This window comes from Mesorhizobium sp. M0140 (genome assembly GCF_040322475.1).
In the GTDB taxonomy this organism is placed as follows: domain Bacteria; phylum Pseudomonadota; class Alphaproteobacteria; order Rhizobiales; family Rhizobiaceae; genus Mesorhizobium.
On sequence record NZ_JAMYTM010000032.1, the window covers coordinates 42,580 to 65,938 of the forward strand.

26 protein-coding genes, 1 tRNA gene and 2 pseudogenes are annotated in these 23,359 nt (G+C 65.2%); 18 read left to right on the plus strand and 11 right to left on the minus strand.

Features of this window, described 5'->3' with window-relative positions; translation table 11 throughout:
• The first annotated feature begins 1 nt into the window (after position 1).
• The 3 genes from NKJ37_RS25915 to NKJ37_RS25925 are packed head-to-tail and all read left to right on the plus strand — an operon-like array spanning position 2 to position 2,150.
• Positions 2-634, plus strand: a complete 633-nt coding sequence (locus tag NKJ37_RS25915) for a precorrin-8X methylmutase (protein WP_352674371.1) — start codon at positions 2-4, stop codon at positions 632-634.
• Positions 631-1,389: a precorrin-2 C(20)-methyltransferase gene (locus NKJ37_RS25920; RefSeq protein WP_352775560.1), complete on the plus strand. Its 759-nt coding sequence runs from the start codon at positions 631-633 to the stop codon at positions 1,387-1,389. The genes NKJ37_RS25915 and NKJ37_RS25920 overlap by 4 nt, the downstream gene beginning before the upstream one ends.
• Positions 1,386-2,150, plus strand: a complete 765-nt coding sequence (locus tag NKJ37_RS25925) for a precorrin-3B C(17)-methyltransferase (RefSeq protein WP_352775563.1) — start codon at positions 1,386-1,388, stop codon at positions 2,148-2,150. Before NKJ37_RS25920 ends, NKJ37_RS25925 begins: the two co-directional genes overlap by 4 nt.
• Here NKJ37_RS25925 and NKJ37_RS25930 read toward each other — a convergent pair.
• Entirely contained in the window at positions 2,114-2,875 is a 762-nt protein-coding gene (locus NKJ37_RS25930) for a cobalt-precorrin-6A reductase (protein ID WP_352775565.1), read from the minus strand. The two genes, NKJ37_RS25925 and NKJ37_RS25930, sit on opposite strands and share 37 nt — an antisense overlap.
• A 1-nt stretch (position 2,876) precedes the next feature.
• Between NKJ37_RS25930 and cbiE the strand changes: the two genes are divergently transcribed.
• The 8 genes and pseudogenes from cbiE (at position 2,877) to cobT (ending at position 9,379) form a co-directional block, all read left to right on the plus strand.
• Positions 2,877-4,118 (plus strand): precorrin-6y C5,15-methyltransferase (decarboxylating) subunit CbiE, encoded by a 1,242-nt coding sequence (gene cbiE / locus NKJ37_RS25935; protein WP_352775567.1) that lies wholly within the window; start codon positions 2,877-2,879, stop codon positions 4,116-4,118.
• Positions 4,118-4,330 (plus strand): annotated as a pseudogene (locus NKJ37_RS25940) (cobalamin biosynthesis protein); the annotation flags it as partial. The gene cbiE and the pseudogene NKJ37_RS25940, both read left to right, overlap by 1 nt.
• A gap of 171 nt (positions 4,331-4,501) precedes the next feature.
• A pseudogene (locus tag NKJ37_RS25945) lies at positions 4,502-4,651 on the plus strand (cobalamin biosynthesis protein); the annotation flags it as partial.
• Positions 4,648-5,412, plus strand: coding sequence for a precorrin-4 C(11)-methyltransferase (gene cobM / locus NKJ37_RS25950; protein WP_352775570.1), 765 nt, complete (start codon positions 4,648-4,650; stop codon positions 5,410-5,412). The pseudogene NKJ37_RS25945 and the gene cobM, both read left to right, overlap by 4 nt.
• On the plus strand, positions 5,409-6,227 hold the full coding sequence (gene cobA, locus NKJ37_RS25955) for a uroporphyrinogen-III C-methyltransferase (RefSeq protein ID WP_352775573.1): 819 nt from the start codon (positions 5,409-5,411) through the stop codon (positions 6,225-6,227). The genes cobM and cobA overlap by 4 nt, the downstream gene beginning before the upstream one ends.
• Positions 6,224-7,537 (plus strand): cobyrinic acid a,c-diamide synthase CobB, encoded by a 1,314-nt coding sequence (locus NKJ37_RS25960; protein ID WP_352775576.1) that lies wholly within the window; start codon positions 6,224-6,226, stop codon positions 7,535-7,537. Before cobA ends, NKJ37_RS25960 begins: the two co-directional genes overlap by 4 nt.
• 3 nt (positions 7,538-7,540) lie before the next feature.
• The gene (gene cobS / locus NKJ37_RS25965; RefSeq protein ID WP_352775579.1) at positions 7,541-8,317 is read left to right on the plus strand and encodes an adenosylcobinamide-GDP ribazoletransferase; all 777 of its coding nucleotides are present in this window, start codon (positions 7,541-7,543) and stop codon (positions 8,315-8,317) included.
• Positions 8,318-8,368: 51 nt separating this feature from the next.
• Complete coding sequence (cobT, locus tag NKJ37_RS25970) at positions 8,369-9,379, plus strand: nicotinate-nucleotide--dimethylbenzimidazole phosphoribosyltransferase (RefSeq protein WP_352775582.1); 1,011 nt, start codon at positions 8,369-8,371, stop codon at positions 9,377-9,379.
• 253 nt (positions 9,380-9,632) lie between these two features.
• Here cobT and NKJ37_RS25975 read toward each other — a convergent pair.
• Positions 9,633-9,708: transfer RNA gene (locus NKJ37_RS25975), tRNA-Lys, on the minus strand.
• 106 nt (positions 9,709-9,814) lie between these two features.
• Positions 9,815-10,723 (minus strand): PhzF family phenazine biosynthesis protein, encoded by a 909-nt coding sequence (locus tag NKJ37_RS25980; RefSeq protein ID WP_352775585.1) that lies wholly within the window; start codon positions 10,721-10,723, stop codon positions 9,815-9,817.
• Between the two features lie 101 nt (positions 10,724-10,824).
• On the opposite strand from NKJ37_RS25980, the gene NKJ37_RS25985 reads away from it, so the two are divergent.
• The 4 genes from NKJ37_RS25985 to NKJ37_RS26000 all read left to right on the plus strand — a co-directional run bounded on the left by NKJ37_RS25985 (position 10,825) and on the right by NKJ37_RS26000 (position 14,425).
• Positions 10,825-12,117 (plus strand): efflux RND transporter periplasmic adaptor subunit, encoded by a 1,293-nt coding sequence (locus tag NKJ37_RS25985; protein WP_352775588.1) that lies wholly within the window; start codon positions 10,825-10,827, stop codon positions 12,115-12,117.
• A gap of 4 nt (positions 12,118-12,121) precedes the next feature.
• Positions 12,122-12,829, plus strand: coding sequence for an ABC transporter ATP-binding protein (locus NKJ37_RS25990; RefSeq protein WP_023812409.1), 708 nt, complete (start codon positions 12,122-12,124; stop codon positions 12,827-12,829).
• 2 nt (positions 12,830-12,831) lie between these two features.
• Entirely contained in the window at positions 12,832-14,049 is a 1,218-nt protein-coding gene (locus tag NKJ37_RS25995; RefSeq protein ID WP_023812410.1) for an ABC transporter permease, read from the plus strand.
• Between the two features lie 133 nt (positions 14,050-14,182).
• Entirely contained in the window at positions 14,183-14,425 is a 243-nt protein-coding gene (locus tag NKJ37_RS26000) for a hypothetical protein (RefSeq protein ID WP_352439810.1), read from the plus strand.
• Here NKJ37_RS26000 and NKJ37_RS26005 read toward each other — a convergent pair.
• Both NKJ37_RS26005 and NKJ37_RS26010 read right to left on the minus strand, forming a co-directional pair.
• Entirely contained in the window at positions 14,422-15,138 is a 717-nt protein-coding gene (locus NKJ37_RS26005) for a hypothetical protein (RefSeq protein ID WP_352439809.1), read from the minus strand. The genes NKJ37_RS26000 and NKJ37_RS26005 overlap by 4 nt on opposite strands.
• A gap of 23 nt (positions 15,139-15,161) precedes the next feature.
• Positions 15,162-16,292 (minus strand): endonuclease/exonuclease/phosphatase family protein, encoded by a 1,131-nt coding sequence (locus NKJ37_RS26010; protein ID WP_352439808.1) that lies wholly within the window; start codon positions 16,290-16,292, stop codon positions 15,162-15,164.
• 189 nt (positions 16,293-16,481) lie between these two features.
• Here NKJ37_RS26010 and NKJ37_RS26015 point away from each other — a divergent pair, with 189 nt between their 5' ends.
• Positions 16,482-17,045, plus strand: coding sequence for a BA14K family protein (locus NKJ37_RS26015; RefSeq protein ID WP_352439807.1), 564 nt, complete (start codon positions 16,482-16,484; stop codon positions 17,043-17,045).
• A 118-nt stretch (positions 17,046-17,163) separates the two neighbouring features.
• Here the strand turns inward: NKJ37_RS26015 and ilvC are convergent, their stop codons facing one another.
• The 3 genes from ilvC to NKJ37_RS26030 all read right to left on the minus strand — a co-directional run bounded on the left by ilvC (position 17,164) and on the right by NKJ37_RS26030 (position 19,473).
• Positions 17,164-18,183: a ketol-acid reductoisomerase gene (gene ilvC, locus NKJ37_RS26020; RefSeq protein ID WP_013531065.1), complete on the minus strand. Its 1,020-nt coding sequence runs from the start codon at positions 18,181-18,183 to the stop codon at positions 17,164-17,166.
• A 26-nt stretch (positions 18,184-18,209) separates the two neighbouring features.
• Positions 18,210-18,842, minus strand: coding sequence for a TetR/AcrR family transcriptional regulator (locus NKJ37_RS26025; protein ID WP_352439973.1), 633 nt, complete (start codon positions 18,840-18,842; stop codon positions 18,210-18,212).
• A 172-nt stretch (positions 18,843-19,014) separates the two neighbouring features.
• Positions 19,015-19,473, minus strand: a complete 459-nt coding sequence (locus NKJ37_RS26030) for a MarR family winged helix-turn-helix transcriptional regulator (protein WP_352439806.1) — start codon at positions 19,471-19,473, stop codon at positions 19,015-19,017.
• A gap of 100 nt (positions 19,474-19,573) precedes the next feature.
• Between NKJ37_RS26030 and NKJ37_RS26035 the strand changes: the two genes are divergently transcribed.
• Positions 19,574-20,320: a glutathione S-transferase family protein gene (locus tag NKJ37_RS26035; RefSeq protein WP_352439805.1), complete on the plus strand. Its 747-nt coding sequence runs from the start codon at positions 19,574-19,576 to the stop codon at positions 20,318-20,320.
• Here NKJ37_RS26035 and NKJ37_RS26040 read toward each other — a convergent pair.
• Positions 20,268-21,530 (minus strand): FAD-dependent oxidoreductase, encoded by a 1,263-nt coding sequence (locus NKJ37_RS26040; protein ID WP_352439804.1) that lies wholly within the window; start codon positions 21,528-21,530, stop codon positions 20,268-20,270. The genes NKJ37_RS26035 and NKJ37_RS26040 overlap by 53 nt on opposite strands.
• A gap of 46 nt (positions 21,531-21,576) precedes the next feature.
• Positions 21,577-21,987: a winged helix-turn-helix transcriptional regulator gene (locus NKJ37_RS26045; protein WP_127293162.1), complete on the minus strand. Its 411-nt coding sequence runs from the start codon at positions 21,985-21,987 to the stop codon at positions 21,577-21,579.
• Positions 21,988-22,122: 135 nt separating this feature from the next.
• Between NKJ37_RS26045 and NKJ37_RS26050 the strand changes: the two genes are divergently transcribed.
• The gene (locus NKJ37_RS26050) at positions 22,123-23,016 is read left to right on the plus strand and encodes an SDR family oxidoreductase (RefSeq protein ID WP_128304440.1); all 894 of its coding nucleotides are present in this window, start codon (positions 22,123-22,125) and stop codon (positions 23,014-23,016) included.
• A 62-nt stretch (positions 23,017-23,078) separates the two neighbouring features.
• Here the strand turns inward: NKJ37_RS26050 and NKJ37_RS26055 are convergent.
• The coding region (locus tag NKJ37_RS26055; protein ID WP_502895379.1) for a KUP/HAK/KT family potassium transporter at positions 23,079-23,359 on the minus strand (281 nt) is incomplete at its 5' end.

A 23,359-nucleotide genomic window follows, 5' to 3' on the forward strand; every position in this document is an offset into this window, starting at 1 on the left:
CATGGCCGCCTACGACTATATCCATGACGGCACGGCGATCTACGAGCGCTCCTTCGCCATTATCCGCGCCGAGGCCGATCTGTCGCGCTTCTCCGAGGCCGAGGCCGATGTCGCCATCCGCATGATCCATGCCTGCGGCCAGGTCGAAGCTTCAAGTCATTTTGTGTTCTCCACGGATTTGGTTGCCGCTGCCCGCACCGCTTTGGCGGCGGGCGCGCCGATTTTCTGCGACGCGGAAATGGTCTCGCATGGCGTCACTCGCGCCAGGCTGCCGGCCGGCAACGAGGTGATCTGCACCTTGCGCGATCCGCGCACGCACGACATCGCTGGGCAAATCGGCAACACCCGTTCGGCCGCCGCGATCGACCTTTGGGGCGAACGCTTGGCGGGGTCGGTGGTCGCCATCGGCAATGCGCCGACCGCGCTGTTCTATCTATTGGAAAAACTGCGCGACGGCGCGCCGAAGCCTGCGGCCATCATCGGCATGCCGGTCGGCTTCGTCGGCGCTGCCGAATCGAAGGACGCGCTGGCCGAGAATTCCTATGGCGTTCCCTACGCCATCGTGCGCGGACGGCTCGGCGGCAGCGCCATGACCGCCGCAGCGCTCAATTCACTGGCGAGGCCCGGCCTGTGAGCGCCCTTCTCAAAGGCCGTCTCGTCGGCGTCGGCACCGGTCCCGGCGACCCCGAACTGCTGACCCTGAAAGCCGCGCGCGCCTTGGCGGAAGCCGATGTCGTGGCCTATTTCGCCAAGCGCGGCAACAACAGCAACGCGCGTGCCATCGTCGAAGCGCAGTTCCGGCCCGAAATGACGGAATTGCCGCTGCTCTATCCCGTCACCACCGAAATCGCTAGGGATCACGACGACTACCGCTCGCAGATCACGGCTTTCTACGAAGAGTCGGCCGAAAAGGTCGCCGAACACCTTCAGGCAGGCCGAATGGTTGCCGTGCTGTCGGAAGGCGACCCGCTTTTCTACGGCTCCTACATGCATCTGCATGTCCGGCTCGCCCATCGCTTCCCGACCGAGGTCATTCCCGGCGTCACCGCCATGTCCGGCTGCTGGTCGCAGACCGGTGTGCCGATCGTTCAGGGCGACGACGTGCTGACGGTGCTGCCCGGCACGATGAGCGAATTCGAGCTGACCCGCCGGCTGGCCGACACCGACGCCGCCGTCATCATGAAGGTCGGCCGCAACCTGCCCAAGATCCGGCGGGCCCTGGAGGCTACGGCCAAGCTGTCGCGCGCCGTCTATGTCGAGCGCGGCACCATGGCCGGCAGCGTGTCGATGAAGCTGGCCGACAAGCGGGACGACAAGGCGCCCTATTTCGCCATCGTGCTGGTCGCCGGCTGGTCCGGCCGCCCCGGCGCCGTGGGAGCGCAAGTATGAGCGGCCGCCTCACTGTCATCGGCCTTGGCCCCGGCAATGCCGATCAAGTCACTCCGGAAGCCAGCCGCGCCGTCGCCGAGGCGAAATTCTTTTACGGCTACAAACCGTATCTCGACCGGCTGGAATTGCGCCCGGATCAGACCCGCGTCGCTTCCGACAACCGCGAGGAACTCGCCCGCTCCAAGGACGCACTGGTCAAAGCCGCCGAGGGCCACGACGTCGCGGTGGTTTCCGGTGGGGATCCCGGCGTGTTCGCCATGGCGGCGGCCGTCTGCGAGGCGATCGAGGCCGGCCCGGCCGAATGGCGCACGGTCGATATCGCCGTCGTGCCCGGCATCACCGCCATGCTGGCGGTTGCCGCCCGCATCGGCGCGCCCCTCGGCCATGATTTCTGCGCCATCTCGCTGTCCGACAATCTGAAGCCATGGGAGCTGATCGAACTGCGCCTGCTGGCGGCAGCCGGCGCCGGCTTCGTCATCGCGCTCTACAACCCGATCAGCAAGGCACGCCCCTGGCAGCTCGGTCGCGCCTTCGAATGCCTCACCGCGATCCTGCCAGGCACCACGCCGGTGATTTTCGGCCGCGCCGCCGGCCGCCCGGACGAGCGCATCGAGGTCTACCTGCTCGCCGATGTCGAGGCTGAAAAAGCCGATATGGCGACCTGCATCATCATCGGCTCGCCGGAAACCCGCATCATCAAGCGCGCTGAGAAGTCGGCGCTGGTTTACACGCCGCGCTCGTCCACGGGGCGGACAAAATGATCGACCATCACGGTCAGCGCTTCAACGCTTTCAGCCGCGGGAACATCCGGCAAGGTTGGCCGTTGGATCATGACCACCTGGAGGCCAAGCGCCCGCGCCGCGGCGATCTTGCCATAGGTCGCTTCGCCGCCGCTGTTCTTGGACACGACGACATCGATGCGTTGCTTTTCGAGCAGCGCGCGTTCCTCCGCCTCACGAAACGGGCCACGGGCCAGAAGATAGCTCGCATCCGGCACGGCAAGCTTGGGCTCGATCGCGTCGACGCTGCGGACGAGATAATGATGCTGGGGCGCAGCTTCGAAAGCGGCGACCTCTTGCCGGCCCAGCGCCAGGAAAACACGGCGCGGCGCCAGTCCAAGTGCTCGCGCGGCATCGCCGGATGTATTGACCTCAGTCCAGCGGTCGCCTTCGACAGGCTCCCAGCCGGGGCGTCGCAGCGCAAGGATCGGCACACCGGCCACGCGGGCGGCTTGCGCCGCATTGGCGGAGATCCGCGCTGCATAGGGATGCGTGGCGTCAATCAGCAAGTCGGTGCCCGTCTCTCGGAGATAGGTAGCAAGCCCGTCGGCGCCACCATAACCTCCGCTTCGCACCGGCACGCCCTGTTCGACAGGGCTTTCGGTGCGGCCGGCCAGCGACAGCGTGACCGAGGCGCGCGCCGCCAGTTTTCCGGCCAGTTGCCGGGCTTCGGTGGTGCCGCCGAGGATCAGAATACGGTGGGTCATCATGCCTGCTGAAGGTCCGCGCGGTGCCAAGCTCACCCCAAAATGGCTCACAATCGTCGGCATCGGCGAGGACGGTTTAGCGGGTCTCGGCGACGAGGCCAAGCAGCGGATTGCCCAGGCGGAGATCATCTTCGGCGGCAAGCGGCACCTGGCGCTGGTCGCGTCCTTCGCCAAGGGCGAGGCCCGCCCCTGGCCGGTTCCTTTCGATGCCGAGATGACTGATGTGCTGACGCTGGCCGGCAGGCGCGTCTGCGTGCTCGCTTCCGGCGATCCGTTCTTCCACGGCGTCGGCGCCACCCTCGCGCGCAAGGTCAAGCCACAGGAGATGCATGTCATCCCCGCACCGTCGGCCGTTTCGCTGGCGGCCGCGCGCCTTGGTTGGGCGCTGCAGGACATCGAGACCGTCTCGCTGCACGGCCGGCCGCTCGATCTGATCCGGCCGCTGCTGCAGCCAGGCGCGCGCATTTTGGCACTGACGTCGGATAGCGATGCGCCGGCGGCAATAGCGCGCCTGCTCACCGAACTCGACTTCGGCGCCTCGCGGCTGACGATCCTGGAGGCGCTGGGCGGGCCAAGCGAAAACCGGCGCACCGCCCGCGCCGATGCCTTCGATCTCGAAAACATCAATCCGCTCAACGTGCTGGCGATCGAAGTTGAATCCGGTCCGGATGCGCGCGTCCTGCCGCTCACATCAGGCCTTGCCGATCATCTGTTCGACCATGACGGCCAGATCACCAAGCGCGAAATCCGCGCCATCACCCTGTCGGCGCTGGCGCCCAAGCGCGGCGAGTTGCTGTGGGACATCGGCGCCGGCTCCGGGTCCATCGGCATCGAATGGATGCTGGCCCACCCCTCGATGCGCGCCATCGCCATCGAAGCCGATCCGATTCGCGCCGCCCGCATCGGCCGCAACGCCACCGCCTGTGGCGTTCCCGGTCTTGTCGTGGTGGAAGGCAGCGCGCCCAAGGCACTTGCCAGGCTGGACGCGCCTGACGCGATCTTCATCGGCGGCGGCGGCAGCGATGCCGGCGTGTTGAACGCCGCCATCAAGGCCCTGCGCGCCGGCGGCCGCCTCATTGCCAATGCGGTGACGCTGGAGATGGAAGCCCTGCTTCTTGCCCAGCATACAAAGCTCGGCGGCGACCTTACCCGGATCGCCATATCCCGCGCTTCGCCCGTCGGCTCGATGCAGGCATGGCGACCGGCCATGCCTGTCACCCAATGGAGCTGGGTCAAGCCATGATGGTCGCGGGCATCGGCAGCCGAAAAGGCGTGAGCATCGAGGACGTGCTTGCCGCGATTGAAACCGCACTCGAAGCGCATGGACTGGCGATGACGGCGCTTTCGGCATTGGCGACGACCGAGTTCAAACGCAACGAAGGGGCTATTTTCGCTGCCGGCCGTGAACTCAACATCCCGGTGATAGTGGTGGATGTCGCTGGATCCGAACCGTCGCTCCCCCTCACCCAGCCTCCGCTTCGCTCGGCTGACCATTCCGGGGCGAGCCACGTGTCTCGCCCGTCCTTCGGACCCCCGAGCGGAGAGGAGACTACCGGCGCCGGCGCCAGTCTCTTCTCCCCAGCGGGGAGAAGGTGGCCCGAAGGGCCGGATGAGGGGGCTGCCTCGCGCAACCTCTCGCAGGATCTGGCCGGCACGCCATCGGTTTCCGAGGCATCCGCCCTTGCCGTCGCCGGCAAAGGCGCCAGACTGCTCGGCCCCCGCACCGTGCTCGGTCCGGTCACCTGCGCCATCGCCATCAGCGGAGATGCGCCATGACCGTCCATTTCATCGGCGCCGGTCCCGGTGCCGCCGACCTCATCACGCTGCGCGGCGCGAGGCTCTTGGCGAGCTGCCCGGTTTGCCTGCATGCCGGATCGATCGTCGCGCCCGAGCTTTTGCAGCACTGCGCGCCGGGGACAAAACTGATTGATACCGCGCCGATGTCGCTCGACGAGATCGAGGCCGCCTATCTCGACGCCCACAAATCAGGCCATGACGTCGCCCGCCTGCATTCCGGCGACCTGTCGGTGTGGAGCGCCGTGGCCGAGCAGATCCGCCGGTTGGAAAAGCATGGCATTCCCTACACGCTGACGCCGGGCGTCCCCTCCTTCGCCGCTGCTGCCGCCGCATTGCGCCGCGAGCTGACCATTCCCGAAGTCGCGCAAAGCCTGGTGCTGACCCGCGTTTCCGGCCGCGCCTCAAAAATGCCGCCGGGCGAAACGCTGGCCGGTTTCGGCCGCACCGGCGCCACGCTGGCGATTCATCTGGCCATCCACGCCATCGATCGCGTCGTCGCCGAACTGACGCCGCATTATGGCGGCGACTGCCCGGTGGCGATCGTCTTCCGCGCCTCCTGGCCGGACGAGCGCGTAGTGACAGGCACGCTGGCCACAATCGAGGCCCAACTGGCCGCCGATCCGATGGAGCGCACGGCGATCATCTTCGTCGGCCGCTCGCTGGCGGCACAGGATTTCGGGGAGAGTTCATTGTACGACGCCCACTACCAGCGGCGTTTTCGCGGACGGGACGGATTGTGAGCGGCAGCACCAAAAAAACCGGCGAAAACGCCACGCTCGAAAAAGCCTTGTCCCGGCTGAATTTCAAGTCGCGCCCGCTCGAACCGGGCCATGTCTGGCTGGCCGGCGCCGGTCCCGGCGATCCCGGCTGCCTGACCCTGGAAGTGCTGGCTGCGTTGGCCGAGGCGGACGCCTTGGTCTACGACGCGCTGGTCTCCCCCAATGTCGTCGCCGTTGCCGAAAGCGCCGAGCTGTTCTTTGCCGGCAAGCGCGGCGGAAAACCGTCGATGAAACAGGACGACATCACCGCTTTGCTGGTCCGGCTGGCACGCGAAGGCCGCCGCGTCGTCAGGCTGAAGGGCGGCGATCCCTATATTTTCGGCCGTGGCGGCGAAGAGGCCTTGGCGCTCGTGCGCGAAAACATTCCGTTCCGCGTCCTGCCCGGCCTGACATCGGGGCTCAGCGCGCTGGCCGCCACCGGCATCCCGGCCACCATGCGCGGCATCAACAAGGCGGTGATCCTGGCGACCGGCCACGCCGCCGGCACCGATGACGATCTCGACTGGGCGGCGATCGCCCGAACCGGCCAGCCTGTCGTCGTCTATATGGGCATGGCCAATTTGCCCCTGATATCAGCAGCGCTGCTCGACGGCGGGCTGGCGCCGTCGACGCCGGCGGCTGTGATCGTTGCCGCGACGACGCCGCAGGAACGAACCGTCGTCGCCACGCTGGCCACCATTGCCGAGCAAGCGGCCGCAGCCGGACTGACCTCGCCGGCGCTGATCGTCGTCGGCGGCATCGTCGCCATGCGCGCGGCACTGGCAGGCAAGGCATGACGGCTCGCGCCATCATCGTTGGCGCGCCGCGCTCCGGCTCCGGCAAGACCAGCGTCACCATCGGCATCCTGCGCGCGCTGACCCGGCGCGGGCTGAAAGTGCGCGGCGCCAAATCCGGCCCCGACTATATCGACCCCGGCTTCCACACCGCCGCCACGGGCCTTTCCGGTGTCAATCTCGATAGCTGGGCGATGCCGCCGGCGCTGCTCAACGCGCTCGCGGCGCAAGCCGCCGACGACACCGATTTCGTCATCCTCGAAAGCGCCATGGGCCTGTTCGACGGCATTCCGGCCTCGCCGGGCCGTACCGGTTCGGCCGCTGATCTCGCCCGCCTTTACGGCCTGCCGGTGCTGCTGGTGCTCGACGTGTCCGGCCAGTCGACCACGGCGGCGGCCGTCGCCAAGGGTTTTGCCACCTACGATCCGGATGTGCGCATGGCCGGAATCGTGCTCAACCGGCTCGGCAGCGAGCGTCATCGCCGGCTGTCGGGCGATGCGATCGAGGCGATCGGCCTGCCCGTCGTCGGCGCCATCCTGCGCGATCCCACGCTCAACCTGCCCGAGCGCCATCTCGGCCTCGTCCAGGCCGGCGAATATGACGACCTGATGGCGCATCTCGACCGGCTGGCCGACATGGCGGAAAAATCGCTCGACCTTGATGCCATCATGGCCCTGGCGACCCCCCTCGCCCCGGCGCCTGGCGGCTTCGATGACGCGCTGGCACCGCCCGGTCAACGCATTGCGCTGGCCGAGGATGCCGCCTTCACCTTCCTCTACCCGCATGTCGCGGCGTACTGGCGCAAGGCGGGTGCCGAAATCGTCCCGTTCTCGCCGCTCGCCGACGAGGCACCCGACGAGGATTGCGATGTCTGCTGGCTGCCCGGCGGCTATCCCGAGCTACACGCCGGCAAGCTCGCCGCCGCCGCGAATTTCCGCGCCGGGATGGCGTGTTTTGCAGCAACAAAGCCCATCCATGGCGAGTGCGGTGGCTTCATGGTGTTGGGCGAAGCGCTGGAGGATGCGTCGGGCGAAACGCATGCGATGCTCGGCCTGCTCGGCCATTCCACCAGCTTCGCCAAACGCAAGATGAATCTCGGCTACCGCGAGGCGCGGTTGCGCGTCGACTGCCCGCTGGGCTCACAAGGTGCGCTGATCCGCGGCCACGAATTCCACTATGCTCAGATGACGGCGACAGGCAATGACGAGCCGCTGGCCGACCTTGCCGACGGCCAGGGCAATCCGATCGGCGCCTCGGGCTATCGGCGCGGCCATGTCAGCGGCACCTTCTTCCATGCGATTGCGAGGGGCTAGAGCATGAAGTTCAAGAATCTGGCTCTTTCACCACGGCAGGTCGTCGACGACATCGCGCTTTGCCTGGTCTTCTTCACCCGTCTGCCGCTGCCCGTCTTCGATTTTCGCGGCCGCAGTCTTGCCGCCGCGATCTGGGCAGCCCCCATTGCCGGACTTGTCGTCGGCCTGATCGGCGCCATCGTCTTCGCCACGGCGGAACGGTTTGGGCTGGCCATGGGGCCGGCGGCCGCACTTGCGCTTGTGGCAACCGTGCTCACCACCGGCTGCCTGCATGAGGACGGGCTATCCGACGTCGCCGACGGCTTTGGCGGCGGCAAATCACGCGGCCGCAAACTCGAGATCATGCGCGACAGCCGCATCGGCGCCTATGGTGCGGCGGCGCTGGGCCTGTCGCTGCTGATCCGCTGGAGCGCGCTGTCGGAACTCGTCGACCCTACACAGGCCCTGTTCGCCCTCCTGGCCGCGCACGCGGCCTCGCGCGGCCTGCTTGGCGCCTTCATGCATCTCTTGCCCCCGGCGCGGATCGACGGGCTCTCGGCCGACGCCGGCACGGTTTCGCAGGAAACCGCCATAGCCGGCGCCGTGCTCGGCGCGATCCCGCTCCTCTTGCTCGGGCTGGGCGGCGCTATTTTCGCGCTCATCCTGCTTGGCCTGCTGTTTGCCGCGTTCCGCGCCCTTTGCCTCAACCAGATCGATGGCCAGACCGGCGACACGATCGGGGCCTTGCAGCAAGCGAGCGAGATCGCGGTGCTGCTCGTCGCTTCCGTAGCGCTTTCCTGATCCCTTGGCCTGATTCTCTTGGCCTGATTCCTTTTCGGAGACTTTGCCCCCATGCCCTTCAAATCGCTTAGTGAATTGCGCGCCGCCTGCCTCGACCTGCCGGCCGGCAGCGATGCCGCGGCCAATGCGGTCGCCCGCCGCCAGGACACGCTGACCAAGCCGCAAGGCAGCCTTGGCCGGCTGGAGACGATCGCCGCCTGGCTGGCGCGCTGGCAGGGCCGCGACATGCCGAAACTCGACCGCGTAAAAGTCTTCGTCTTCGCCGGCAACCACGGCGTCACCGCGCAAGGCGTGTCGGCCTATCCCTCGGAAGTCACCGTGCAGATGGTGGCGAACTTCGCCGGCGGCGGTGCCGCCATTAACCAGCTTGCCCGCATGGCCGGCGCCGAACTCGACGTCATCCCGCTCGATCTCGACCATCCGACCGGCGACTTCACGCAAGGGCCAGCGATGGATGAGGAGGCCTTTCTGACGGCAGTTTCGGCCGGCTACGACGCAGTGACGAAAGACCTCGATCTGATCTGCTTCGGCGAGATGGGCATCGGCAACACCACGCCGGCGGCCGCCATTTCAGCCGCCCTGTTCGGCGGTGGCGCGGAAAAATGGACCGGGCGCGGCACCGGTGTCGACGACGCCGGTCTGAAACGCAAGGTCGTCGCCATCGAAGCCGGCCTGAAGCGCCACGCTGCCGCCTTCGCCGATCCGCTAGGGATCGCTGCCGCGCTCGGTGGCCGCGAACTCGCCGCCATCTTCGGCGCGACGCTGGCCGCCCGGCATCTCGGCATACCCGTGCTGCTCGACGGCTTCGTCTGCACCGCCGCCGTAGCTCCGCTGGCCAGGCTGCATCCGACCGGGCTCGCCCACACAATTGCCGCGCACGTTTCGGCAGAATCCGGCCACCGTGGCCTGCTCGAAGCCCTCGGCCTGCCGCCGCTGCTCGATCTCGGCATGCGGCTCGGCGAAGGCTCCGGCGCGTGCCTCGCCGTCAACATCGTCCGCTCGGCGCTGGAATGCCATGCCCGCATGGCAAGTTTTGCAGAAGCGGGTGTTTCGGAGAAGTAGGTATCCAACCCCCGTATCGACCGACAAAGAAGCCGTTGTTACGACAAAGGAAGCATCTTCCGGCATCGGCGATTCTCAACCGGGGAAAAGAGCATTGCTTTTCGATTCGGCCGGTTTCTGAGCCGCATTTTTCAACGCGGCTGAATCGCCACGAGATCCGGATAGCGGTTGAAGAATCACGGCCAGACGCTTGCTCGAGACGCGTCAAACGCGTCTCGTTTTCAGGGTCTTTCCACCAACTCTTCTAGAAATTTGGTGGGTGCGCACAGGATTGAACTGTGGACCCGCTGATTAAGAGTCAGCTGCTCTACCAACTGAGCTACGCACCCACTCGGCCGGCAAAAACCGGCGTTGGCGGGCATATAGCCGCCACCATCGGTCCTGTCCAGCCCTGCCGGAATCATTTCCCGACAAATCGACCGAGCATGCGTTCAATCAGATGAACAGCTTGCCCTCCGCCACCTTGATCGCGTTGCCGCCAATGCGCGCCGAGGCCAGTTTTCCGCCTAGCACGGTCAATTCGAGGCGGATGCGCGAAGGCCGGCCCATCTCCAGCCCCTGCTCGATCCACAGCTGCGAAATGCCGTCGGTCGGCGCGTCGAAATGCATGATGGCGCCGGCAAAGGCCGCTGCCGCCGAGCCGGTCGCCGGATCCTCATAGGAAGGCGTGCCGGGCACGATCATGCGCACATGAAACGCGCTTTCGTGGTTCACCGTCTCGCGGCAGTAGACATAGGGGCTGGCGAAGGCCCACTCGCTCTTGCGCGGCGCCAGTTCCGACCAGGCCTGGTTGTCCAGCCGGATTCGGCCCGCCGCCTCGAGATTGGCAACCGGGATGGTGACGTAGGGCACGCCCGCAGACCAGAACGCGACGCGGTGATTCTCGAAGCCGATCTCGTGCGGCGTCAACCCAAGCGCCACACCGATCGCCTCCGGATCGGCCTCGAGCTTCAGCGGCTCCGGCAGCTTGGCGAGATCGAACTCGGCGAAGGTGTTGCCGTCGTGCTTGCTGACGGCGCAACGCACCGGGCCGATGTTTTCCTCCAGCACGAAGATGCCGGCGCCGCCCTCTTGCGCCAGTTCGGCCAGCGCGATCGCGGCGCCGACCGTCGGATGGCCGGCGAACGGCATTTCATAGTCGGGCGTGAAGATGCGAATGCGGTTTCTGTGCTTGGGATTGTCCGGCGGCAGCACGAACACCGATTCCGACAGGTTGAACTCGCGCGCGATGGCCTGCATCGCGGCCGTGTCCAATCCCTTGCTGTCCAGCACGACGGCCAAAGGATTGCCGGCCAGTCGCTCGGTCGTAAACACATCGTAAAGCAAGTAATTCCGGGTTTTCATTCCTGCCTCAATCCCAACATGGGCGAAATTTAATTTGATATTTGAACCAGTAACCCTGATCTGTGCACAGATAGGGACATTGCGCATTATAGGGGTCCAGCGTGGACCAGATTGTCAATCTGCCAAAGACGGAATCGGATTCCGCCATCGAGACGGCGCTTGGGCTCGACAGACAAGGTCTGCGCAAGTCGCGCCGTCGCGGCTGGCTCTATGCGCTGCTGGCGCTGATCGTGCTCGTCGCCGGGTTTGGCGCTTATCAATGGTATGCCGGCTCGCCGGCCAGGATTGACTACACCACAGTGCCTGCCGCCAAGGCTGATCTCACCGTCGCGGTGTCGGCGACCGGCACGCTGCAGCCGCTGACCCAGGTCGACATTTCAAGCGAACTGTCCGGCATCATCCGCTCGGTCTCGGCCGAGGAGAACCAGCAGGTCAAGAAGGGTGACGTGCTGGCGACACTCGACACGGTGAAACTCGAAGTCCAGATCGAGCGCGCCGAAGCTTCGGCCAAGGCCGCCGCCGCCAATGTCGAGGACGCTACGGTTACGCTGGCCGAAAACGAGAAGGCGCTGGCGCGCGCCGCCGAACTGACCAGGCGTGGCATGGCGACCGACCAGTCGCTTGAAGCAGCAACTGCCACGCGCGACCGTTCCAAGGCAGCGCTCGACAGTGCGCAGGCCAACCTCGCCATCGCCCAGGCCGACCTCAAGGCGCAGCAGACCGACCTTGCCAAGAGCACCATCTATGCGCCGATCGACGGCATCGTGCTGACGCGCTCGGTCGATCCCGGCCAGACGGTCGCCTCCTCTCTGCAGGCGCCTGTGCTGTTCATCATCGCCGCCGATCTCAGGAACATGGAACTGGTGGCGGCGGTCGACGAGGCCGATATCGGCGCGGTCAAGTCAGGCCAGCACGCCCACTTCACCGTGGATGCCTTCCCCGAGCGGCCGTTCGATGCCGAGATCCGCGACATCTCCTACGCCTCGGTCACCACCGACGGCGTCGTCACCTACAATGCGCGGCTCGAGGTCGACAACAACGAACTGTTGCTGCGGCCCGGCATGACCGCCACCGTCTCGGTCGTCACCAAGCAGGCCAAGGGCGTGCTCACCGTGCCGGCCACCGCCTTCCGCTATCGCCCCGCGCAGCAGGCCGCCCGCGGCTGGAGCCTGAGCGACCTGTTCACCGGCCGCATGGGCCGCCCCGGCGGCAACCGCCAGCGCCAGGCCGCAGCGGCGCCCACCGACGGCTCGCGCACGCTCTACGTGCTGGAGAACGGCCGTCCGCACCCGGTCAACGTCAAGATCGGCTCGACCGACGGCGAACTGACCGAGATCATTTCGGGCCTGGACGAAGGCGCTCAAATCATCACCGCGTCGCAGCAGCGGAGCTGATGCCGTGGCTGCGGGCGCGACCCTCATCACCTTCGACAAGGTCTGGAAGAGCTACGGCCAGGGCGAGGCCAAGGTGCATGCGCTGGCCGGCGTCGATCTTGCCATCCGGCGTGGCGAATTCGTCGCCATCATGGGTCCGTCCGGCTCCGGCAAGTCGACGGCGATGAACATCATCGGCTGCCTCGACACGCCGACGGCCGGAACCTATTCCTTCATGGGCATCGACGCCGGCCGCCTCGACCGTAACCGCCGCGCCATGCTGCGCAACCTCTATGTCGGCTTCGTCTTCCAGGGCTACAACCTGCTGGCCCGCACCACGGCGGCCGAAAATGTCGAACTGCCGCTGATCTATCGCGGCGTCGCCGCCCGCGAGCGCCGCGACCTGGCCATGCAGGCCTTGGCGCAGGTCGGCCTTGTCGGCCGCGAGCACCACACGCCGGCCGAACTGTCCGGCGGCCAGCAGCAGCGCGTGGCGATCGCGCGCGCCATCGTCACGCGCCCGACACTGCTCGTCGCCGACGAGCCGACCGGCAATCTCGACACCGCCCGCACGCACGAGATCATGGAGCTGCTGACCCGGCTCAACACCGGGCTTGGCCTGACCGTCGCCATGGTTACGCATGAGGCCGACGTCGCCGATTATGCCGAACGAACCATCCGCTTCCTCGACGGTCATGTCGCCTCCGACACAATGAAGCTGGAGACGGCATAACCATGATCTGGGAAACCGTCCGCCTCTCGCTGCGCTCGATCCGCCGCAACGTGCTGCGCTCGTTCCTGACCTTGCTCGGCATCGTCATCGGTGTTGCCGCCGTCATTGCCATGCTTACCATCGGCTCGGGTACCACAGCAAAGGTCAAGGCCGACATCTCCAAGCTCGGCAGCAATCTACTGGTGGTCCGCTCCGGCCGTCCGGCCGGCCCCGGCGGACCGGGCGGGCTCGACCAGGTGGTGCGTCCGCTCGCGGAAAAGGACCTTGCGGCACTTGTGGCGCATCTCAGCGGCGCGCGCGCGATTTCACCGGCCTCGCAAAAGCAGGTCCGCGTCATCTTCGGCACCGAGAGCCTGACCTCGGGCGTCACCGGCACCGACAGCGCCTATCTCGATGCGCGCGACTGGAAGCTGGTGTCGGGCCGCCCGTTCAGCGATTCCGAAACCCGCTCGGGCACCGGCGTGTGCCTGATCGGCGAGACCGTGCGCCAGCAATTCTTCGGCGCCGGCGATCCCGAAGGCGAGATCATCCGCGTCAACCGCACCTCCTGCAAGATCATCGGCCTGCTCGAGCCCAAGGGCTATACCGGCTTCGGCCAGGACCAGGACAATGTCGTGCTGATGCCGTTGCACGCCTACCAGCGCCGCATCGCCGGCAACCGCGACATCGACAACATCTACATCGCCGCCGACGACCGCACACCGACCAGCGAATTGCAGCCGCGCGTCGAGGATATTTTGCGTGATGCGCGCCGCATCACGCCGGACCGCGAGAGCGATTTCGCCATCCGCGACATGACCCAGATCGCCGACGCCATGGCCAGCGCCACAACCACCATGACCGGCATGCTGGGCGCCGTCGCCGGCGTCAGCCTGCTGGTCGGCGGCATCGGCATCATGAACATCATGCTGGTGTCGGTCACCGAGCGCACCCGGGAGATCGGCATCAGGCTGGCCATCGGCGCGCATGAGAAGCACATCCTGATCCAGTTCCTGGTCGAGGCGACGGTGCTGTCGCTGCTCGGGGGCATCATCGGCATCCTGATCGGCCTGGCGCTGGCCGGCCTCGCCGCGGTGACGCTGACCATCCCGTTTGCGCCGAGCCCGGCGGTGATCCTGCTCGCCGTCGGCTTTTCCGCCCTGATCGGCATGGTCTTCGGCTTCTTCCCAGCATTGCGCGGCGCCAGGCTCGATCCGATCGACGCGCTAAGGCACGAATAGGGCAACCCGGCCAGAACGCGGCCGGCGCTCCGACCCGGTTTTGCACAGTCTTCGACGTTTCCACCCGGCCCGCCACTGTCCCCACACTGTTCGCGATGCTAGGGCAATTGACCTTGGGTGGAGGAATAGCGGGATGAGCAAGAAGGCGCGACTGGTCCTGGCGATGGTGGTCATCGAGGCAGGTCTTGCAGGCATCTGGTGGTATCTCGCCCGCTTCGGCATGGCCAATCCCGATCGCGTCACATCAGATTTCCAGGCAGTCGTCGGCCAGACCATGGGAATGGCGATGGGCGGCTTGCTTGGCATCGGCTTCATCCTGTTCCTCGTCGCCGCCCGCAACGATCGCAACGCGGCACAGAACAAGACGCGCCCTTAATTCCTGTTTGCGAAATGCCACTCGATCAGCGGCTTCATGTGCGGCGACAGCCCGACCGGCAGGTCGGCGGCATGGCGAATGATCACCGGCCCGTCGATCTCCGGGTCGGTCTCGGTGGCGACGAAGGCCGAGATGCGCCTGGCGATCTCGTCGGCGGACGCCGTCGCGTGATAACGGCGGAAGATTACCGTGCCGCTGCTGGTCGACATGGCATGGTAGCGCTTGCCGCGTTCCGCACCTGACAGGTCGAGACCGGTTTCCTCGCGCACCTCGCGGATCATGTTGAAATCGACATCGACCAGCCCATCGCGAAAATCGATCGGCTCGAACGAGCCGGCAGCGAAATAGACGCGGCCGGCATTGACTGTGTGCGGCCCCATGCGGATCGCCACCAGCGCATTGTCGCCGGCCACCAGCATGGCATGGGCATAGGCATGCTCGGCGCCCGAATTCTCGCGCCGCTTCCGCCACAGCATGAACGTCGAGTAATTGACCGCATGGCAGCGGCCGACGAGACGGCTGTCGCGGTAGGCAAGTTGCGACAGCAGCACCACCATGCCGTCGAACAGCGCCGGATTGGCGGCGATTTCGTGCTGCCAGTTCTCGGCGATCGCCTCTGCATTGTCCCTTGCGAAAGGGTGCGGACCGGGATCGAGCCGGACGTCGATGTCGTCGACCGGCAGGATGACGTTGCGCGGCAGGTCGAAACTCATACCGTATCAGGCCCCAATACTGCTTACCGGACAATGTCCAGCGTGATCGCCACCGGGCAATGATCCGATGCCTTCGGCCGGTCCCAGCCGGCGCGCGGAAACCGCTCGACCTCCTGGCCGGGCGGAAAAATGGTGCGCCAGGGCTGGCCGTTGCGGATAATGTCGGGAACGGCCGTTGCGTTGCTGGCGGCGAGCCCCTTCGACAACAGAATGTAGTCGAGTTGGCACAGATGCCGCTCTTCGGGTCCTCGCGTGTGGTAGAAACTCCAGCGGTTCATCTCCGGCCGCCGCTCGACGACATTTTCGCAAAAGCCGCCTGCCGTCAGCACGTTGATGCAGGACAGGGCTTCGTCGACCACCTCGAAGCGATAACCGTCGATCGCATCGCCTGCTACCTTCACGCGCTGGCGATAGTCATTCATGTCGCCGCAGATCGCCCAGCGTTTGTCGGCGGCCCCACTTTTGTCAGCGGTGTCCCCACCGAAGCGCTCCTCGATGATGCGGCGCACGGCCTGCGCCTCTGCGATGCGCACCGGCATCGTCGCCTCGCGCCCGTCGAGCCCGTTGCGCGGCGAGCCCATCGACTTGAAATGCACGAGATAGAGCGTCAGCGGCACGCCACCCACGGTGACGTCGATCTCCAGGCAGTCGCGCCGGAAAATGCGCTCATTGGCCTGATTGCCCAGTGCCTCGAGTTCCGGCGTGTGCAGCCCGAACTGCTCGTAGGTGACATAGGCGTGGCTGGTCATGCGCACGAATTCGATCGGCTGGCCCTGCGCGGTCTCGTTGCGCATCATTACGGCAACGTCGATACCGCGCGAATCATTGCCCGCTGTGGTGTATTTCTGCCGGTAGCCCTGCCCCACCATCTTGAACAAATAGCCGTATTCGAAGGCCTTCAGCGCTTCGATGTTGTCGACCTCCTGCATGCAGATGATGTCGGCCCGGGTGGCAGCGATCGCCAGCGCCGTCAGCTGGCGCGTGTCGTCGGACTGGGCGATGGCGCGGGCCTGCTCCAGGATCCTGTATTCCGCTTCGCTCTGGATATCGAACAGCGCCAGCGTTCGATCCTCGTTGAGCTGGTTGCGATAGCCGGAAAAATCGAACCTGTTCATCAGGTTCTCGACATTGAAGGTGGCAAGGCGCAGCGACATGCCATGACCTTTGCCCGCAAGTGCTTGGGAAAACAAGCTCGCAAAACCACCATCTGAGATCGATTGGTCCTGGGCGCGTTCGCGTCATGGTTGACGGAACCTTTCCGTTCATCCGCCGTTCAGATGCAAACATCCATTGTTGCCCCATTCCTCGGGTGGGCGTGGGGCCTGTAACTCTTGGAGAGTGCAATGAGTTCGCTCTTTTCTTCCACGGTCAAATCGGGGCTGATAGCCCTCGGTATCCTGTCCGGCGTCACGGCACCGTCCGCCGCCGGACCGATCATGCAGCCGGATCTGTCGATACCCACCAGCACGGCGGCGCCGAATGTCACGCCGGTCCGCGACAGCTGGGCGGGCGGCAACAACCGTCAGTTCAACAACGACAATTGGAGATGGCGCCGGTCAGGCAATTGGGACGGCGGCCGTCGACACTGGCACGGCGGCGGTGGTAACTGGAATGGCGGAGACAACTGGCGTTGGCGCCATGGTCGCCATCACTATCGCGGCGGCCGTTACTATGATGATGGCGCGAGTGCCGCGATCCTGGGCCTTGGCCTAGGGCTTGGCCTCGGCAGCATGTACAACAATAACGACTACTACGACCGGCCGGCGCCGCGCCGCTACTACCGCGCGGGACGGCTTTCGAGCGTCCATGTCCAATGGTGCTACAACCGCTACCGGTCGTACCGGGCCTACGACAACACGTTCCAGCCCTATAACGGCCCGCGGCAGCAGTGCTACTCACCCTATTGAGCTGGCCTGTAGCTGAGCTGGCCTGTAGCTGAGCTGACCGACAGAATGAAAAAACGGCGCCACTTGGCGCCGTTTTTTGTCATGGAAGCCGCTGTTTTCGAGCGCTTGTGGATTTCGCTCAATTCTTGGCCTTGTCGACCAGCTTGTTCTTGGAAATCCAGGGCATCATCGCGCGCAGCTTGGCGCCGACTTCCTCGATCTGGTGGCTGTCATTGTTGCGGCGGATGCCTTTGAAGCGGGACATGCCAGCGCGGTATTCCTGCATCCACTCCGAGGTGAATTTTCCCGTCTGGATGTCCTTCAGCACGCGCTTCATCTCGGCCTTGGTCTCGGCGGTGATGATGCGCGGACCGGAGACATATTCGCCCCATTCGGCGGTGTTCGAGATCGAGTAGTTCATGTTGGCGATGCCGCCTTCATAGATCAGGTCGACGATCAGCTTGACCTCGTGCAGGCACTCGAAATAGGCCATCTCAGGCGCGTAGCCGGCTTCCACCAGCGTCTCGAAACCGGCCCGGATCAACTCGACCAGACCGCCGCACAGCACGACCTGCTCGCCGAACAGGTCGGTCTCGCATTCCTCGCGGAAATTGGTCTCGATGATGCCCGAACGGCCGCCGCCGACGCCGCAGGCGTAGGACAGCGCCAGGTCGAGCGCATTGCCCGAAGCGTCCTGGTTGACGGCGACCAGGCACGGCACGCCGCCGCCCTTCTGGTATTCGCCGCGCACCGTGTGGCCGGGACCCTTCGGCGCGATCATGACGACGTCGACCGTCGACTTCGGCTCGATCAGGCCGAAATGCACGTTGAGGCCGTGCGCGAAGGCGATTGCGGCACCGTCGCGGATGTTCGGCGCGATCTCGTTTTTGTAGATGTCGGCCTGCAGTTCGTCCGGCGTTGCCATCATCATCAGGTCGGCCCATTTGGCGGCGTCCGCCACGCTCATCACCTTGAGCCCGTCGGCCTCGACCTTCTTGGCGGTCGCCGAGCCGGCCTTGAGGCCGATGGCGATCTCCTTGGCGCCGGAATCCTTGAGGTTGAGCGCATGCGCCCTGCCTTGGCTGCCATAGCCGATGATGGCGACCTTCTTGCCCTTGATCAGATTGAGATCGGCATCACGATCGTAATAGACGCGCATTTTGTCTTCCTTCCCGTTTTTACAAATCAGAGGGCCTTGCGGCCGGTTGTTGCTCCATGAAGAGCGAGAAACTGCTGCGTCGCGCGCGCGGCATCGCCGCCGATCGCCGCCTCAGTCAATTCCAGCCGGTCGCCAAGCAGCAGACGGATCTGCACGTCGCGGGCGACCAGCCCGAAAAAGGTGCGGAACGCCGTCTCGGCATCCGTGAAATCCAAAAGCCCGGTCCGTCGGCCGGCCTCAAGCACCGGCTTCAACCGTTTGGCCAATGCGAAGCGGCCGTTCTCAAGCACGACGGCGCCGAGATTGTCCTTACCCGAGCCCGCATGGCTGACCGCCACCCGGTTGAGGGCGATCGAGGTGTCGCTGGAGATCACCTTAAGCCAGTCCGAGGCAAAGCGTTCGAGGCTTGCGGTCAGCGAGGCAAGATCGAGCCCCTTGCCGTCAACCGGCGCCACCCGCACTTTCGAGGCCTGCCACTGCACCGTCGCCGTCAGCAGCCCGTCACGGTCGCCGAACCATTTGTAGAGCGTTTCCTTGGAGCAGCTAGCGCGGCGCGCCACGGCGGTCATGGTCAGATGATCGCCCTCCTCGACCAGCAGCCGCAACGCCGCGTCGAGGACGGCCTTCTGCCGTTCTGTCAGCGCTTCGCTGGTGTCCATATCGGGCAAGATGTGCAAAACGCTCTTCTCTCGAAAGGCAGGCCACCGATCACTCGGCAATCCGTACCGTACGTTACGGTTCGGCATATTGCGCATTCCAAGGCCGCACGCAAGAGGACGAGAGCAAAATATCTGCAAGTGGATGAGCGTTGCCGCGCGCGACAAGCCTCGCCTAGTCGCCGGCCGGCGGTTGACGCAGCCGTCCAAGCAATGCCGAGACCATGGTCAGCTCATCCGCCGACAATTTGGCGCCTACCAGTTCCGCAATCGAGCGTCCGTAGACAGCCCACATCTGGCGGCGTGTCTCTCGCCCGCTGGCGGTGATGCGGATGGTCTGGCCACGGCCGTCATCGGCCACCGGCAGTTTCTCGACGAGCCCATCGGCCTCGAGCCGGGCCAGAAGCCGAGAGATGTTGTATTGCGCGAACAGCGTGCGCTCGATGAGCTGGAACGGCCGCAGCCCGCCCTCACCCGCCTCGGCGAGCTCATGCAGCACGTCGTACCAGGCAAGCGGCGGCAGGCCGGCGGCCTTCAACGCCTCTTCGGCGCTTTCCATCAGCTGGCGCGAAACGCGCATCAGGCGAGCCCAGGCCTTGATGGCTTCGGGCGAAGGCGTGGCTTTCTCGGTCATGGCGCATTCCTAGACGATAGATGCAATTGCATCAAGCTTGACGGTCGATGCATGTGCATCTATATAGATGCAATTGCATTAACCCTGGAAAGCCGATCCGATGAAACACGAAACCTGCACACGCGCCGACAAGCTCATTCTCGTCAGCCATCACCTCTGCCCCTATGTGCAGCGCGCCGCGATTTCGCTGGCCGAAAAGGGCGTGCCGTTCGAGCGCATCGATATCGACCTCGCCAACAAGCCGGACTGGTTCAAGGCGATCTCGCCGCTCGGCAAGGTGCCGCTGCTGCGCGTGCAGCGAAATGGCGAGGAAACGGTGGTCTTCGAGTCAGCGGTCATCCTGGAATTCCTCGAAGAGACGCAGGCCAATCCCCTCCACCCTGTCGATCCCTATGCCCGCGCCCGTCATCGCGCCTGGATCGAGTTCGGTTCGGCAACCCTCAACGCCATCGGCCGGTTCTATTCAGCCTCGATCGAGGCTGGCTTCCTTGCCGAATCCAGCGCGCTGTCCGCCATGTTCGATCGCCTCGAAGCCGAGCTGGCGGACGAGCCCGGCGGACCCTGGTTCGCCAGCAACCACTTTTCGCTGGTCGACGCCGTTTACGGTCCGGTCTTCCGCTATCTCGATGTCTTCGACCACATCGGTGATTTCGGCATTCTGGACGGCAAACCGCTCGTCCGAGCCTGGCGCAAGGCGTTGAGTGAACGCCCGTCGATCAGGCAAGCCGTGGCGCCGGACTATCCGCAGCGCCTGCATGCTTTCCTGCAAGCGAAGGGATCGCACCTTTCAGGCCTCATCCGGCAAAACGATCCAGCCACCGCGCCTCGGTCAGCCCAATCCGCTTGAACGGATCGATCATCGTACCGGCCACCATCGAGGCGAGAAACTGCGGCGCCGGCGGGATTTTTGCCACCGTCGCCACCAGCCTGTCGCGGATGAAGGGCAGCGCCACCGAATCCGACTGGTAGAACGGCGTGAATGCCAGCGACAGCGCCTGGAAGATGCGGACATGCCAGCGCCGCGCCTTCGCATAGGCCTCCAGTGCTGCGTCGACACTCGTTGTCCGCACCAGCGCATGGCTGAGCGCCGCCGCGTCGAGCAGCGCCATGTTCGCCCCTTGCCCGAGTTGCGGACTGGTGGAATGCGCCGCGTCGCCGATGACGGCCAATCGCCTACCGGCCGGGAGCTTCATCGTGTGGTGGCCGTAGCGGGCCAGCGAGAGCTGGTCGAAACTGTCGATCTGGCTGGTGAACGCCTCGCTCTGTGGCCACAGCCGGACCACCCTTTCCTTCCAGGCGTTCAGGCCGCGGACGCGCACCTCATCGGCATCCGACGGCTTCAGGCTCCAGAAGAAGGCCGCCATCTTTTCAGCGCCCGGCTGCGGCCGGCCGACCGGCAGCACGCCGATCATCACGCTCGCTTTGTCGTAGCGTTGCAGCAGCGCATGCTCATCGAAACCGTCGCCGCGCCAACCAAGCGAGGCCCAGAACGCGCCATAGGTGAGTGCTCTTGGCTCGCCTGGAGCGCTCGCGCGGCGCAGTTTCGAGCGCGAACCGCTGGCGTCGATGACGAGGTCGAACGGCCCTGCCCTTCGTCGGTTGCCGCATATCAGCGTCGCCCGTTCGCCGGTCTCCAGAGCCTCGATCTCGACGCCGGTCTCGATGGCGATCGCCTCGCGCTGCGCGGCGCGGAAAAGCACGCCGAACAAGGCCGCCCGGTGCACCGCCAGCCCGAAGCGGCCACCGCGTTGCGCATCGTAGCGGACATCGAGCACCGTACGGCCCGTGGAAGCATCGGCGCCATGCAGGCGGTCGATACGGCTGCCCAGCGCGAGTATGTCGTCAAGCAGGCCAAGATCGGCCAGGACCGTCAGCCCTGTCGGCTGCAGAATCAGCCCGGAGCCGACCGGCTTCGGCTCATCGAAGCGCTCGAAGACCGTGACCCGATGCCCGGCACGCTTGAGATAGAGCGCCATGGCCAATCCCGCCGGCCCGGCGCCGGCAATTGCTATGTCGTAGGAAATGCCAATGCCCCCAAGCCGAACTGGCCGGGACAATCCTTCAGCCGCCCGACGAAATCAAGCCGCGGGTTTTAACTGCCGTTCAAGCCTGCATGGCATCAAAGCCGGAACGCGCGTCGCGCACCGCGTCATGATTGAGTTCGGCCCATAGGATCAGCTGATGCAAGGCGCCGAACATCGAATGCCCGAGATCGGTCAGGCTGTATTCGACGCTCGGCGGCTTGGTCGGGAACACTTCGCGATGCACATAGCCGTCACGCTGCAAATCATGGAGCGTCTGCGTCAGCATGCGCTGTGAGATATCGGGCACCAGCCGCCGCAATTCGCCAAACCGATAGGGCTTTTCGGCCAGCGCCATCATCAGCAGCGAGCTCCATTTGCCGCTCACCCCCTGGATGACATCGCGGACTGGACAATTTGCAAAATTGCCGCCGCCGGAGATCGCCTTGTAGACCTCCATCTTCGATCTCAGATTGACGATCTTGCTGTCCACCGCTGGTTCCCTGCGCCTGCCTACCTCCCGAAAAACTGCCTTCTTTACGGCCCAGGGTCAATTCCTATTTTAGTGCTGGTCTCTTTTTGAGACTGCCACTCGAGCCGCCTTAGCGGCGCAATGTCAGGATCTTCCATGACCGAAACCCTTCTCGTCACCGGCGCTTCCGGCCAGCTCGGCCGCGGCGTCATCAACCATCTGCTGGACACGTTCAAGGTTCCAGCGGCACGGATCATCGCCACCACCCGCAATCCGGAAAACCTCGCCGGCCTGGCGGCCCGAGGCGTCATCACAAGGGCGGCTGACTTCGACGACACACTATCGTTGGAGTCTGCGTTCAAGGGCGCCGACAGGGTGCTGATCATCTCGACCGGCGAGATCGACCTGCTTCACGGCAAGCGCCTGAGGCAACACGAGAACGCGGTTGCCGCCGGGAAGAAGGCCGGCGTTTCCCACCTTCTCTACACCTCGATGCCTAATCCAGAACCGGTTTCGCCGGTGCTGTTTGCCAATGATCACTACGGCACCGAGCAGGCGATCAAGGCGAGCGGCATCCCTTACACGATCTTCCGCAACGGCTGGTACCAGGAGAACCTGTTCATGGCCCTGCCGCAGGCCATTGCCTCGGGACACTGGTATACGTCCGCCGGCGACGGCCGCATGGCGCACGGTGCGCGCGACGACATGGCGGCAGCGATTGCCGCCGGCCTCGTTACCGTTTCGAACGAAAGCAAGACTTACACCTTGACCGGCCCGCAGGCCTACACCACCGCGGAGATTGCGGCCCTGGTAAGCGAGGTCACCGGCAAGCCGCTAGATGTCGTGCAGGTTCCGGATGAAGCCCTGACCGAGGGCGTGAAGGCGGCTGGCGTTCCCGAGGACTTTGCCCGCATCATCGTGTCGTTCGACGCCAACACGCGTTCCGGCCGCATCGCCATGGTGACGGACGCGGTCGAGACGCTTTCCGGCCGGAAGTCGAAGACGCTGAAGCAGTTCCTCGAGGCAAACAAGGCCGCGCTGGCCGGTTGAAGCGGAGTGACATGGACTGTGCCGTGAAGCACAGTCCATTCGCCGATCCGCCAGGACATGTCCTAGATCGCCACCTGCGTGCCGATCTCGACCACGCGCCCGGTCGGGATTTGGAAATACTCCGTCGCATCGGCCGCCGTGCGCGCCAGGCCGATGAACAGCCGATCCTGCCACACCGGCATGCCGGAATTGGGCGAGGCCTTGAGCGAACGCCGTGACAGGAAGAACGAGGTCGTCATGATGTCGAACTTCCAGCCCTGCTTGCGGCAGATCGCCAGCGCGCGCGGGATGTTCGGCTGCTCCATGTAGCCGAAGGTCAGCGTCACCCGCATGAACAGCTCGT